Source organism: Pseudomonas sp. 102515 (genome assembly GCF_031085165.1).
GTDB lineage: Bacteria > Pseudomonadota > Gammaproteobacteria > Pseudomonadales > Pseudomonadaceae > Chryseomonas.
In genome coordinates, this window is record NZ_JAVHTY010000002.1 from 312,843 (window position 1) to 325,312 (window position 12,470).

12 protein-coding genes are annotated in these 12,470 nt (G+C 68.0%); 8 read left to right on the top strand and 4 right to left on the bottom strand.

Annotated features, from left to right (window positions below; all coding sequences use genetic code 11):
* Positions 1-46 precede the first annotated feature (46 nt).
* Entirely contained in the window at positions 47-499 is a 453-nt protein-coding gene (gene recX / locus RCF34_RS08430) for a recombination regulator RecX (RefSeq protein ID WP_308707766.1), read from the top strand.
* A 152-nt stretch (positions 500-651) separates the two neighbouring features.
* Here the strand turns inward: recX and RCF34_RS08435 are convergent, their stop codons facing one another.
* Together RCF34_RS08435 and RCF34_RS08440 are read right to left on the bottom strand one after the other, a co-directional pair.
* Positions 652-1,731, bottom strand: coding sequence for a TIGR00730 family Rossman fold protein (locus RCF34_RS08435; RefSeq protein WP_308707767.1), 1,080 nt, complete (start codon positions 1,729-1,731; stop codon positions 652-654).
* Between the two features lie 15 nt (positions 1,732-1,746).
* Positions 1,747-2,154: a quorum-sensing-regulated virulence factor family protein gene (locus tag RCF34_RS08440; protein ID WP_288492998.1), complete on the bottom strand. Its 408-nt coding sequence runs from the start codon at positions 2,152-2,154 to the stop codon at positions 1,747-1,749.
* Positions 2,155-2,295: 141 nt separating this feature from the next.
* Between RCF34_RS08440 and RCF34_RS08445 the strand changes: the two genes are divergently transcribed.
* Complete coding sequence (locus RCF34_RS08445; protein ID WP_308707768.1) at positions 2,296-3,030, top strand: tRNA-uridine aminocarboxypropyltransferase; 735 nt, start codon at positions 2,296-2,298, stop codon at positions 3,028-3,030.
* On the opposite strand, the gene RCF34_RS08450 is transcribed toward RCF34_RS08445, so the two are convergent.
* Positions 3,027-3,923: a DMT family transporter gene (locus RCF34_RS08450; protein ID WP_308707769.1), complete on the bottom strand. Its 897-nt coding sequence runs from the start codon at positions 3,921-3,923 to the stop codon at positions 3,027-3,029. The two genes, RCF34_RS08445 and RCF34_RS08450, sit on opposite strands and share 4 nt — an antisense overlap.
* A 172-nt stretch (positions 3,924-4,095) precedes the next feature.
* Between RCF34_RS08450 and erdR the strand changes: the two genes are divergently transcribed.
* Positions 4,096-4,746: a response regulator transcription factor ErdR gene (gene erdR, locus RCF34_RS08455; RefSeq protein ID WP_278439628.1), complete on the top strand. Its 651-nt coding sequence runs from the start codon at positions 4,096-4,098 to the stop codon at positions 4,744-4,746.
* A 95-nt stretch (positions 4,747-4,841) separates the two neighbouring features.
* Entirely contained in the window at positions 4,842-5,222 is a 381-nt protein-coding gene (locus RCF34_RS08460) for a diacylglycerol kinase (protein ID WP_308707770.1), read from the top strand.
* A 12-nt stretch (positions 5,223-5,234) separates the two neighbouring features.
* Here RCF34_RS08460 and RCF34_RS08465 read toward each other — a convergent pair whose 3' ends face one another.
* Positions 5,235-6,434 (bottom strand): putative zinc-binding peptidase, encoded by a 1,200-nt coding sequence (locus RCF34_RS08465; protein ID WP_308707771.1) that lies wholly within the window; start codon positions 6,432-6,434, stop codon positions 5,235-5,237.
* Positions 6,435-6,743: 309 nt separating this feature from the next.
* Between RCF34_RS08465 and RCF34_RS08470 the strand changes: the two genes are divergently transcribed.
* From RCF34_RS08470 to hutG, 4 genes are all read left to right on the top strand, one after another.
* The gene (locus tag RCF34_RS08470) at positions 6,744-9,224 is read left to right on the top strand and encodes a circularly permuted type 2 ATP-grasp protein (protein WP_308707772.1); all 2,481 of its coding nucleotides are present in this window, start codon (positions 6,744-6,746) and stop codon (positions 9,222-9,224) included.
* Positions 9,224-10,105: a transglutaminase family protein gene (locus RCF34_RS08475; RefSeq protein WP_308707773.1), complete on the top strand. Its 882-nt coding sequence runs from the start codon at positions 9,224-9,226 to the stop codon at positions 10,103-10,105. The genes RCF34_RS08470 and RCF34_RS08475 overlap by 1 nt, the downstream gene beginning before the upstream one ends.
* A 211-nt stretch (positions 10,106-10,316) precedes the next feature.
* Positions 10,317-11,534, top strand: coding sequence for an imidazolonepropionase (gene hutI, locus RCF34_RS08480; RefSeq protein ID WP_308707774.1), 1,218 nt, complete (start codon positions 10,317-10,319; stop codon positions 11,532-11,534).
* Positions 11,524-12,468: a formimidoylglutamase gene (gene hutG, locus RCF34_RS08485; RefSeq protein WP_308707775.1), complete on the top strand. Its 945-nt coding sequence runs from the start codon at positions 11,524-11,526 to the stop codon at positions 12,466-12,468. The genes hutI and hutG overlap by 11 nt, the downstream gene beginning before the upstream one ends.
* Positions 12,469-12,470: the final 2 nt, after the last annotated feature.

Here is a 12,470-nt window from a genome sequence, read left to right on the forward strand (position 1 = left end):
ACGACCCCCGCCCCGTGCGGGGGTTTTCGTATGAGGAGGATCACCCTTGGGCAATCCGTTGGATACCACCGCCGCCATCCGTTTCGCCGCCATGGATCTGCTGGCGCGTCGCGAACATGGCCGTGAGGAGCTGTCGCGCAAGCTGCGCCGGCGCGGGGCCGAGGAAAGCCTGCTCGGTCCGGTGCTGGATCGCCTGGCCGAGGATGGCCTGCTCGATGAAAGCCGTTATCTGGAGAGCTACATCACCAGCCGTGCCCGCTCCGGTTACGGGCCCATGCGCATCCGCGAGGAACTAGGCCAGCGTGGCCTGAAACGGGAGCAGGTGGAGATGGCCCTGCGCGAAGCGGATGTGGACTGGCAGGCGCAGCTGGAAGAGGTATGGCGCAGAAAGTTCGGCACGCCGCCGGCCGACGCCAAGGAGCGCGCCAAGCAAGGGCGTTTCCTGGCCTACCGGGGCTATGCCATGGACGGGATCAACCGGGTGCTGAGCCGGCGGTAGTGGGTTGTGGCTTGCGGCGTTGGGCTTTGCTGTGCTCGGCGCCAACCTACGAGGGCAACTGGGGTAGGTTGGGTCGAGACGTCTCCAGCGTCGAAGCCCAACAGGGGGGCCAGTGTTGAGGAGCGTCGGGTTTCGCGGTGCTCAGCGGCGAACTACGTGGATGCCCAGTGCTCCGGTCGATTGAGTTCGTCCACCAGTTCGCGCAGACGACCGTAGTGACGGCCGTGGAAGTCGAAGGCGAGACGTGTCAGGTGGGCGAATTCCGCTTCGTCGGGTTGGCCTTCGCCCGGGGCCAGCTGGGTGAAGCCCGGGATCCGGCAGAGGTCGTCGAAATCCGTTGCCAGGCGTTCAAGACAGGCCGGTGTCAGGGCGTGCTTGAGGCGGATATGCAACAGGCCGTCACGCCGGCGAGTGGAGTGGTAGTTGCTGTAGAAGTGCTCGATCTCGGCGGCGGCGGCTTCCGGTGAGCGTACCAGACGGACCAGCTTGAGGTCGGCGGGGAGGATGTAGCCTTCCGCCAGCAGATTGCGCTCAAGGTAGGCCAGGGCGTCGTCCCAGAAGTGGCCGTCGGGCATATCCAACAATACCAGCGGCACCAGTGGGCTCTTGCCGGTCTGGATCAGCGTGAGCACCTCGAAGGTCTCGTCCAGGGTGCCGAAGCCGCCGGGGCAGAGCACCAGGGCATCCGCCTCCTTGAGAAAGAACAGCTTGCGTACGTAGAAGAAGTGGAAGGACAGCAGGTGATCCGTGCCCTCGATGGTTGGATTGGCCCGCTGCTCGAAGGGGAGGGTGATGTTGAAGCCTAGGCTGGCTTCGGGCCCGGCGCCCTCGTGGGCGGCGCCCATGATGCCGGCACCCCCGCCGGTGATGACCATCATGTCGCGGCGGGCCAGGGCGCTGCCCAGCTCGCGGGCCAGGGTATAGAGGCCATGATCGATGCGGGTCCGCGCCGACCCGAACACCGTGACCTTGCGCCGCCGACGGAAGCGCTCCAGGGTGCGAAAGGCCTGCTCCAGCTCCTTGAGGGTCTGCAGCATGATCTTGGCGTCCCAGCGCGCCGGATTGGTCTGCGCCATGCGCACCACCGTCACCAGCATCTCGCGGTAGAGGCCCAGGTTGGGGCTGCCGCCCGGCAGGGCGTGCTCCAGCAATTCGTCGATGCGCTGACCGAGGTCGGCGGCGCTGGGCTCCACGTGACGGGCCAGGTAGCTGTCGTCGCTGTCCTCGGTCATGGCCGCGGTCTCCGCTTACTTGCCCAGGCCGCAGTCGGCCGCCTGGAAGCGCTCGACCATGACCGGCTTGTTGGTCTGGTATTCGGTGAAGTCATAGACCAGGGTGGCGCCGCGAGCCAGCAACTGGCGATAGCCGTTGTTCTGGCAGACGCTCTCGGCGAGCTGCACCCGCACCGTGGCCGGATTCTCGCGCATGCGGGCGGCATGGGCCGGGCGGACGCTGAGGTTGTTGATCAGCTGCTTGCCCTGCACGGTGTAGCCGCGGTCGAGGATGTCCTCGTTGATGGCGCGGGGCGTGCCCTGGCTGCTTTCGGTAGCCACCTTGCGCAGCATCTGGTTGAGCTCGTGGTCCTTGAGCGACTCGGCCGCCTGGACGGTGAGGGGCAGGGCGAGGGTCAGGGCGAGCAAAGCAAAACGAGGCATCGTGTTCTCCAGCGTAGAGGAGCCCGTTTCGACCGTGGTCGTGGGCGGGGGTTCGCAAGGCGTCTGCGCAGGGTAACCTGCCTGGCCGCCGCGGGCATCCCGATCGCTCTGGTAAACTGCGCTTTTGCCCGCGAGCCCGGCATGACCCCGATCAGCGACACTCCTCTGCATGCCGTGGCCTGTCTGCGCCAGGAACGCCTGGCGCGCAGCATCAAGCCCTTCATCGCCCGTGGCTCGCGCATGGCGCGCTGCCCGAATTGCCGCCTGGCACCCAGCCATTGTCTCTGCGACCTGCGTCCCCTGCGCCAGACCCACGCCGGCATGTGCCTGCTGATGCACGACGTCGAGCCACTCAAGCCGAGCAACACCGGTTGGCTGATCGCCGATGTGGTGGCCGATACCCATGCCTTCGGCTGGAGTCGCACAGCGGTGGATCCGGCGCTGCCGGAATTGCTCGCGCAGCCCGAGTGGCAGCCGCTGCTGGTGTTTCCCGGCGAGTACGCCGCGCCCGAGCGGGTGGTCGAGAGCTTGCCGCTGGCACCCGGGCGGCGACCGCTGTTCGTGCTGCTGGATGCCACCTGGACCGAGGCACGCAAGATGTTTCGCAAGAGTCCCTATCTGGACCGCCTGCCGGTGTTGAGTTTCCAGCCCAATGCCCTGTCGCGTTATCGTCTGCGGCGCTCGACCCGGGGCGAGCACCTGTGCACCGCCGAGGTCGCCGCCCTGTGCCTGGAACTGGGCGGCGAGGCACCGGCCGGTCGGCTGCTGGAGGCCTATCTGGATGTCTTCAGTGAGCGCTACCTGGATGCCAAGCATCACCTGCCGCTGGCGGCGGACAGCCCGGCCAGCCGGCAATTGAAGGCCCTGCGGGGTTAGTTGACCGGCTTGATCTCCACCGGTGCCTGGCGCGGCCAGAGCTGGGCAGCGAGCATGCCGGCGAACATCAGGATGCAGCCCAGGTAGCCACGCCCGCTGAGGGCCTCGCCCAGCAGCCAGGCACCGAAGAAGGCGGCGAACACCGCCTCCAGGGAAAAGATCACCGCCGCATGGGAGGCGATGGCGCCGCGCTGGGCGAACACCTGCAGGGTATAGCCGATGCCGGCGGCGATCACCCCGCCATAGAGCAACTCGGGCAGGGCCAGGACGATTCGGGCCGAGTGGATGGGCTCGAAGGCCAGTGCCAGCGCCAGGCTGAGCACGGCGCAAACCCCGAATTGCAGGATCGACAGCACCGTGGCGTCGTGGCGACTGGAATAGTGCCCCACCAGCAGGACATGGACACCCCAGGCCAGGGCACCGGCCAGCTGCAGCAGATCGCCCGAGGCGACCTGGAAGTTGTCGCCGATGCTCAGCAGCCCCATGCCGACCACCGCCAGGCTGGCGCCGATCCAGGTGCCCAGATGGCTGCGCTGGCCGAGCAGCAGCCCCAGCAGCGGCACCACGATGACATAGAGGCCGGTGATGAAGCCGGAATTGGTCACGCTGGTGAACAGCAGGCCGACTTGCTGCAGGTTGATGCCCAGGGTCAGCACCAGGCCCATCAGCAGGCCGCCCTTTAAGGTGTCGCGGGTCAGGCGCTGCTGGCGGCCACGGCGGCGCAGGAACAGCAGCAGCGGGACCAGGGTGAGGGCGCCCAGGGCGAATCTCAGGCCGGTGTAGAGAAAGGGGCCGATGTGCTCCATGCCGCCGGTCTGGGCGATGAAGGCGCTGCCCCAGATGAGGGCGGTGAGCAGCATGAGCAGATCGGCACGCAGGGTGGCGCTGGGCATGGGGCGTCTCTTGGGCAAAACGGCAACTGTGCCGCAAACCGCAGGGCCTTGCCTACCGTCCGCGGTCCGCCCGGCCTTGCTCCCGTCCGCGCCGTTCGGCATGCTTGCGTGCAGCCCGTGCGCCAGCTCCCTGGTCAACGTGGGCGCTCACGACAACAAGGAAAGCTACACCATGGCGGCTGCCTACCAGATACTGATCGCCGACGATCATCCGCTGTTTCGCAGCGCGCTGCAGCAGGCCCTGACCCTGGGCCTGGGCGCCCAGGCACGGCTCACCGAGGTGGCCGACATCGCCGAGCTCCAGGCTTGCCTGGCCGAACGCACCGACTGGGATCTGGTCCTGCTCGATCTCAACATGCCCGGTGCCTATGGCTTTTCCGGATTGGTCCTCCTGCGCGGCCAGTATCCCCAGGTGCCGGTGGTGATGATCTCGGCGCAGGAAGAACCGGCCGTGGTGCAACGCGCCCGGGAATTCGGCGCCAGTGGCTTCATTCCCAAGTCCAGCGATCTGAGCACCCTGCAGCAGGCGGTCAGCCAGGTACTGGACGGTGATACCTGGTGGCCGCCCCAGGTCGAAGGCGCCGCCGTCCTGAGCGAGGAAGCCAAGGCCGCCAGCGCCGGACTCGCCAGCCTCACCCCGCAGCAGTTCCGCGTGCTGACCATGCTCTGCGAGGGGCTGCTCAACAAGCAGATCGCCTTCGAGCTGAATGTCTCCGAAGCCACGGTCAAGGCCCATGCCACGGCCATCTTTCGTAAACTCGGCGTCCGCACCCGCACTCAGGCGGCCCTGCTGCTGCAGCAGCTGGAGAGCACCTCCGGCTGATTTCCGCAGGCAGCGGCGCCCGGCGTGGGCGTGACTGCCCGCTTTCCCCTTTCCCTACCTGCCGTCCACGTGCGTCGGCGGTTCGCCCCTGCTGGATGGAGCTTTCGGTGATCTCTCCCTACAAAGGCAAGACCGGTCTGCGCCGGGTCATCAACGCCACTGGCTATTCCCTGGCCGGGCTGCGCACGGCCTTTCGCCAGGAAGCGGCCTTTCGTTCGCTGGTGACGCTCAACGTGGTGCTGGTGCCCCTGGCTTTCTGGCTGGACGTGAGTCGCGGCGAGCGGGCGCTGCTGGTGGCGGTCTGCCTGCTGTCGTTGGTGGTCGAACTGTTCAACGCCGCCATCGAGGCGGTGGTGGATCGCATTTCCCTGGATTGGCACGAACTGTCGAAGAACGCCAAGGATCTGGGCAGCGCTGCGCAATTCGTGGCCATGCTCATCATCGCCGCGGTCTGGGGCATCGTCCTGCTCGGTTGAGCAGGACGAGGATCACAGGGTGGCGCCCAGGGTGGCACCCGCCGTCGTGTCGTCCGCGGCCAGGCCCTGTTCCAGCACGCTGGGATGGGCCGAATGGATGACCTTGTGGATGAAGTGCAGCTTGGCGATCACCGGGGCGGGCAGGGCGAAGGGATAGAAGTCCGGCTGGCCCATGCTGCGGGACAGTTCATTGAGCATGGCCGCCAGTTCGATCCAGGCATTGGCGAAGCCGAGGAATTCGTCGTCGCTGCGATCCTCGGCCTCGTACAACGCGTCGCGGGTGAACGGCTGGAAGTCCAGCTGCAGGCTGCCGGCGTTCATGCCCAGGCTGGCGGCGGTGGCCAGGGTATCCATCATGTGCAGGTAATGCGCCCAGGTCTCCGCCCAGTCCTCCCAGGGGTGCATGGTGGCGTAGGCGCTGACGTAATGGCTTTCCCAACCTACTGGCGCACCCTGCTCATAGTGGCGCTGCAGGGCCTGGCCATAGTCGGCGCGCTCGTCACCGAACAGGGCGCGGAAGGGCTCCTCCCAGTCGGTGCCGGCGACCAGGCGATCGAAATAGTAGTGGCCGACTTCGTGGCGGAAATGGCCGAGCAGGGTGCGATAGGGTTCGTGCAGGTCGGCGCGGACCTTTTCTCGGTGGGCATCGTCCGCTTCGAGGATGTTCAGGGTGATGAGGCCATTGGCGTGCCCCGTGGTAGGGGTGCCGGTGGCGTCGGGGGCGAGGAAATCGAAGGCGAGTCCATGCTCGGCATCCACGGTCTGGGGGATCACCTGCAGCCCCAGGCCCAGTAGCTGGGCGACCAGTTGCCGCTTGGCCAGCTCCAGCTTGCGCCAGCGCTCGCCGTTGCCGTCGAAGGACAGATCCGGGATGGTGTGGTTGAGCTGACAGGCTACGCAGAAGGTCTCTCCCGAGTCGGCCGGTACCAGCCAGTTGCAGGCGGCGGGGGTGTCCAGGTTGGCGCAGCGGCGATAGAGCGCGCTGGTCGCCTCGGGCAATTGCCAGAGGCCGCCTTCGCCCGGCAGCAGCGCCGTCGGCGTTCCCTGGTCCGGGGCGTAGCCCAGGGCGTTGCCGCAGGCCAGGCACTCGCTGTTGGGAAAGAAGATGGCCTGGCCGCAGGTGCAGTTGGCGACCTTGCGCTGGACGGGCAAGGCGCGCAGGGCATTGCGTTGCTGACGATTCGAACTGTAGCTTCCGAGAAAATTGCGCATGGGAATACCTGGCGAGAGCGGCCGCGTCGGACGCCGGCGGAGCGCCGGCGTCTTGCTAGCGGTTTAGTAGAGCGGCCCGACCTGGAGTTCCGGGTTGTTCGTCGCCTGGGACGGTCGGCGAGGGCTCTAGGATGGGTTCCCGCACTGGACGACGCTCCGCTGGCAGCGGTGGCCGGCGTTAGCGGTGGCGCATCCCGGCGCACATCACTACCCTAGGTTACCGGTCGAGACCGGCGCGTGCGTCCTGGCGCGCCCGTCGACGCGACCCCGCCGAACCTGCCTGCGTACCCTGTCAGCCGTCCTCCGACCATGCCCCCGAACGCTTCCCGCAATCCCAGCGACATGACTGGCAGCTACCACGAACTCTGGAGTCCGCGGGGTGGCGTGCGGCCGCCCTGGCGCCGCTTCTACGGCCACCTGGCCGGACTGCGACTCGCGCAGCTCGACCAGCGCCAGGCGTTGATCGCCCGGCAGATCCAGGAAAACGGTGTCACCTACAACGTCTACGCCGATCCCAAGGGCAGCGACCGACCCTGGGCGCTGGACCTGCTGCCGCAACTGATCTCGGCGGAGGAGTGGGCACCCCTGGCGGCCGGCGTGGCGCAGCGGGCCCGATTGCTGAACCGGGTACTGGGCGATCTCTATGGCGAACAGCGCCTGCTGCACGAGCGGTTGCTGCCGCCGGAGCTGGTGTTCGGTCACAACAACTTTCTCTGGGCCTGCCAGGGCCTGCGCCCGCCGGGCGATACCTGGCTGCACGTCTATGCGGTGGATCTGGCGCGCGCCCCCGATGGTCGCTGGTGGGTGCTGGCCGATCGCACCCAGGCGCCCTCCGGCGCCGGTTATGCCCTGGAGAATCGCCATATCGTGGCGCGGGCCTTTCCGGAGTTGCACCGCGATCTGCAGGTCCAGCCGCTCAACGGCTACTTCCAGGCGCTGCAACGCACCCTGAGCACGGGCCTGGACACCGGCGAGGAGGCGCCGCTGGCGGTGCTGCTGACGCCGGGACGCTACAACGAAACCTACTTCGAGCACCTCTACCAGGCGCGGCAACTGGGCTTTCCGCTGGTGGAAGGCCAGGACCTCACGGTGCGCGATGCCTGCCTCTATCTGAAGACCCTGAGCGGACTGAGGCGTGTCCATGCGGTGTTCCGTCGGCTGGACGACGACTTCTGCGATCCGCTGGAATTGCGCACGGATTCCGCCTTGGGGGTGCCGGGCCTGTTGGAAGCGGTGCGCCAGGGCAACGTCATCATGGCCAATGCCCTGGGCAGCGGGCTGCTGGAATCGCCCGGCCTGCTGGGCTTTCTGCCCGGCGTCTGCCAGGCGCTGCTGGGCGAGACCCTGGCGTTGCCCTCCGTCGCCACCTGGTGGTGCGGCGAGACGCCGGTGCGGGAGGCGGCCCTGGCGCGGCTGGCGGAGCTGGTGATCAAGCCGGCCTATCCGGCGCGGGGCTTCGAGCCGGTGTTCGGCAAGGCGCTGGATGCCGCGGGGCTGGCCGAGCTGCGCGCGCGCATCCTGGCCACGCCCCATGCCTATGTCGCCCAGGAGCGCATCCAGCTGTCCCAGGCGCCGGTCTGGCAGGGCGGCAGTCTGCAGTCGCGGGCCATCGGCATGCGGGTCTATGCGGTGGCCAGCGAAGACGGCTACTGGGTGATGCCCGGCGGCCTGACGCGGGTCGCCCACGAAGGCGCCGCGGTGGTGTCCATGCAGCGTGGCGGGTCGAGCAAGGACACCTGGGTGCTGGGCGGCAGCCGCGCTGCCGCCGAGGTGCCCGGGGCGCGGGTGCTGGGGGTGCGCGACCTGGTGCGCAAGGACCCCTTCCTGCCCTCGCGCACCGCCGAGAACCTGTTCTGGTACGGTCGCTACAGCGAGCGCTGCGAAGATGCCGCGCGCCTGTTGCGGATCGTCCTGAGTCGCTACCTGGACGCCGATGACGGCGGGCCGGCGGTGCAGTCGGCCATCGACCTGGCCACGGCCCTGGAATGGCTGCCGGCGGGCGGCCGGCTGGCGGAGCAGTTGCACGCCGCCCTGGGGCCTGGTGACTTTCCCAGCGGCCTGGGCGCCAATCTGCAACGGTTGCACTGGGCCGCGGCCCAGGTGCGCGGACGGCTGTCGCCGGAGAACTGGCGCGCCATCCGCGAGGTGGAGCGTGAGGCCCATGGCCTGGGCCAGGTCGGCAGCGAGCCGGGCGAGGCGCTGCAGAGTCTCAACCGCCTGGTGATGGCGCTGGCGGCGGTGGCCGGCTTCACCTTCGACGACATGACCCACGACGAGAGCTGGCGCTTCCTGATGATCGGCCGGCGCATCGAGCGGGTGCAATTCCTCGCCGGCAGCCTGGCGCACTTCCTCGAAGGGGGCGCCACCTGGGATGCGGCGGGCCTGGAATGGCTGCTGGAACTGGGCAACAGCATCATCACCTATCGCTCGCGCTACCAGGCGGCGCCCCAGCTGATCCCGGTGCTGGACCTGCTGATGCTGCACGAGCACAACCCCTATTCGATCCGCTTCCAGCTGCATGCGCTGATCAACGCCGTGGAGCACCTGGAACGCTATTACGGCCTGCCCCGCGATCCGGCACTGCACGATGCCTACGATCGCCTGCGCCGCTTCGACCTCGGCACCCTGGAGAACACCCTGTTCGGCGACGCCGGCCGGGTCGAGGTGCAGCAGGGACTGGCGCGTCTGTTGCGGCAGATCGCCGAGGCCAGCAGCCAGCTGTCCGAGCGGGTCATCTATCGCTGCTTCGCCCATGTCGATGCGGTCAGCCAGCGCACGGTGTCCATGTGATGAACCAGGTCCGCTACCGCATCCAGCACGACACCCACTATCGCTACGAGGCGCCGGTGTCGCTGTCGCAGCAGCTGCTGCACCTGTTGCCGCGTGACTGCGCCTGGCAGCGCTGCCTGTCCCGGCAACTGGTGATCCTGCCGCAGCCGACCCAGCGCCAGGACGCCTGGGACGCCTTCGGCAATCCGCTGACCCGGCTGTCCTTCGAGCGGCCCCACGACGAACTCTATGTCGGCACCGAGCTGGAGGTGGAAGTGGACTCGCGCGCCGGTCTCGGGCTAGCGGATTCGCCTCCCTGGGAAGGGGTGCGCGACGGCCTGCGCTATCCCGCTGCCCGGGTGCCGCTGGACATCCATCACTTCCGCTTCGAATCGCCGGCGGTACCCCTGGATGGCATTTTCGCCCGCTTTGCCGAAGACTGCTTCCCACCGGGCCGCCCCCTGCTGCTGGGCTGCCGGGCGCTGATGGAAAAGATCCACCGCGAATTCCGCTTCGATGCCACCGCCACCCAGGTGGCGACGCCCCTGCGCGAGGTGCTGGAGCATCGCCATGGCGTCTGCCAGGACTTCGCTCACCTGATGCTGGCCTGCCTGCGTGCCCTGGGGCTGGTGGCGCGCTATGTCAGTGGCTATCTGCTGACCCGTCCGCCCCCTGGAAAACCGCGGCTGATCGGCGCCGATGCCTCCCACGCCTGGGTCAGCGTGCATTGCCCGCGGTTGGGCTGGGTCGACTTCGATCCCACCAACGATGTTCTGCCGGATCTCGAGCACATCACCCTGGCCTGGGGCCGCGACTTCACCGATGTGTCGCCACTGCGCGGGGTGATCCTCGGCGGCGGCGACCACGATCCGGTGGTCGAGGTGACGGTGACGCCGCTGTAGCATCGTGTCGCTCTCGGCCTGGCGTTGCTGCGCCAGCTGATTTCTTCGTATTTGTCTATACAAAAACGTCGATAACACCTTTCTGTCCCCGCTTCGCCAGCGCCCACCGGCGGAGCCATCTTGGCTGGAGCGACAGGAAGGAACGATTGGCCTTGCTTGACGGTTATCGATCTCTCGATTAAATGTATATACATTAATAGGAGAGGTCCTCATGCCCGCCATCGCTCCCCAACCGCTGCTCTGGCGTAACGTCACCCTGTTCGACGGCCAGCAGACCTGGCCCACGCCCACGGCGGTTCGGGTTGCGGGCGATCGTATTACCGGGCTCTGGCCGGAAGCCGACTTTCACGGCGAGCTGGGCGAAGGTGCCGAGGTCGTGGGGCAGGGCGGGGTGCTGACGCCCGGGCTGGTGGATTGCCACACCCACCTGGTCCACGCCGGCCAGCGTGCCGGGGAATTCGAGCAGCGGTTGGAAGGGGCGAGCTACGCCGAGATCGCCCGTGCCGGCGGCGGCATCCTGGGTACGGTGCGCGCGACGCGGGCGGCCAGCGAGGCGGAATTATTCGCCGTCGCCCGACCGCGCTTGCGGGCGCTGCTCGACGAGGGTGTCACCACCGTGGAGATCAAGTCCGGCTATGGCCTGACGGTGGCCGACGAACTCAAGCTGCTGCGCGTCGCTCGCCGGTTGGGTGAGGCGCTGCCGGTCCGGGTGATCACCACGCTGCTGGGCGCCCATGCCGTGCCGCCGGAATTCCAGGGCGATGCCGACGGCTACGTCGAGCTGGTCTGCCAAGAGCTGATTCCGGCCGCGGTGGCCGAGGGTCTGGCCGATGCGGTGGACGTCTTCTGTGAGGGCATCGCTTTTTCGCCGGCCCAGTGTGAGCGGGTCTTCCTGGCGGCGCGCGACCACGGTCTGCCGATCAAGGCCCATGCCGAGCAGCTGTCCAATCTGGGCGGCAGCGCGCTGGCCGCGCGGCTGGGAGCGTTGTCGGCGGACCATGTGGAGTATCTCGACGAAGCCGGGGTACGCGCCCTGGCGGCTGCCGGCACCGTCGCCGTGCTCCTGCCCGGTGCCTTCCTGATGCTGGGCGAAACCCAGCATCCACCGGTCGAACTGCTGCGGCGGCACGGGGTGCCCATGGCCTTGGCCAGCGACGCCAATCCCGGCACCTCGCCGCTCTATCTGCCGACCCTGATCGCCCACCTGGGCTGCACCCTGTTTCGCCTCACGCCACGCGAAGCCCTGGCTGGTATGACCGTCCATGCGGCCCAGGCCCTGGGTCGTCCGGAACTTGGACGTATCCAGGTCGGCGCCCCGGCGGATCTCTGCCTGTGGGACGTCGGCCAGCCGGCGGAGCTGGCCTACGAGGTGCGTCCGGGTCGCTTGCGGCAGCGCGTCTTTGCCGGGGAGGTGCAGCATGTTCGCTGATCGCCAGACCCTGGAGTTCTGGACCGGCCGTATCGATCCGGAAGCCGACGCCGTGCGCTGGCACCAGTGCATCCAGCCGCTGGCCGCGGACAGCGCGCCCGGCGTGGCGCTGCTGGGCTTCGCCTGTGACGAAGGCGTACGGCGCAACCAGGGGCGCGTGGGTGCTGCCGAGGGGCCTGTCGCCCTGCGGCGTGCCCTGGCCAATGTGGCCTGGCAGCGGCAGGGGCCGGCCTATGACGCCGGCGATGTCTGCTGTACTGACGGCGATCTGGAAGGCGCTCAGCAACGTCTCGCTGACGGTGTATGCCGGTTGCTGGAGACAGCTCACCTGCCCTTGGTGCTGGGTGGCGGTCACGAGGTGGCCTGGGCCAGTTGGTCGGGCCTGGCGCTGCACCTGGCCAGAACCGTGCCCAAGCCGCGCATCGGCATCGTCAATTTCGACGCCCACCTGGACCTGCGCGATCCGACTCGGGGGCCCACCTCCGGTACGCCCTTCGCCCAGATCGCCGCCCACTGCGCTACCCACGGCTGGCCCTTCCACTACGCTTGTCTGGGGCTGAGCCTCGCCGCCAATACTCGCACCTTGCTCGGACGTGCCGCCGAACTGGGCGTGCTGATTCGCCAGGACCACGAGATTCGCGAAGGCAGCCTGGAACGGATCTGCGCCGAACTGGACGCCTTCGCGGACGGTTGCGATGCCCTCTACGTGACCTTCGACCTGGACGTGCTGCCCGCGGGCGAGGCGCCCGGGGTCAGCGCGCCTGCCGCCCATGGTGTGAGCCTCACACTGCTGGAACCGCTGATCCGCCGGCTCAAGGCCAGCGGCAAGCTGCGCCTGGCCGACGTGGCCGAACTCAACCCCGCACTCGACCAGGACGGCCGCACGGCCCGGGTCGCGGCGCGACTGATCCATACCCTGGCACTGGACCTCTAGAG

Coding starts and splice junctions, on each gene's coding strand:
- hutI (WP_308707774.1), top strand. CDS start 10,317: ATGCCCGCCATCGCTCCCCAACCGCTGCTCTGGCGTAACGTCACCCTG.
- RCF34_RS08440 (WP_288492998.1), bottom strand. CDS start 2,154: ATGCCTCGTTTTGCTTTGCTCGCCCTGACCCTCGCCCTGCCCCTCACC.
- RCF34_RS08435 (WP_308707767.1), bottom strand. CDS start 1,731: ATGACCGAGGACAGCGACGACAGCTACCTGGCCCGTCACGTGGAGCCC.
- RCF34_RS08450 (WP_308707769.1), bottom strand. CDS start 3,923: ATGCCCAGCGCCACCCTGCGTGCCGATCTGCTCATGCTGCTCACCGCC.
- RCF34_RS08445 (WP_308707768.1), top strand. CDS start 2,296: ATGACCCCGATCAGCGACACTCCTCTGCATGCCGTGGCCTGTCTGCGC.
- erdR (WP_278439628.1), top strand. CDS start 4,096: ATGGCGGCTGCCTACCAGATACTGATCGCCGACGATCATCCGCTGTTT.
- RCF34_RS08465 (WP_308707771.1), bottom strand. CDS start 6,434: ATGCGCAATTTTCTCGGAAGCTACAGTTCGAATCGTCAGCAACGCAAT.
- RCF34_RS08460 (WP_308707770.1), top strand. CDS start 4,842: ATGGAGCTTTCGGTGATCTCTCCCTACAAAGGCAAGACCGGTCTGCGC.
- RCF34_RS08475 (WP_308707773.1), top strand. CDS start 9,224: ATGAACCAGGTCCGCTACCGCATCCAGCACGACACCCACTATCGCTAC.
- hutG (WP_308707775.1), top strand. CDS start 11,524: ATGTTCGCTGATCGCCAGACCCTGGAGTTCTGGACCGGCCGTATCGAT.
- RCF34_RS08470 (WP_308707772.1), top strand. CDS start 6,744: ATGCCCCCGAACGCTTCCCGCAATCCCAGCGACATGACTGGCAGCTAC.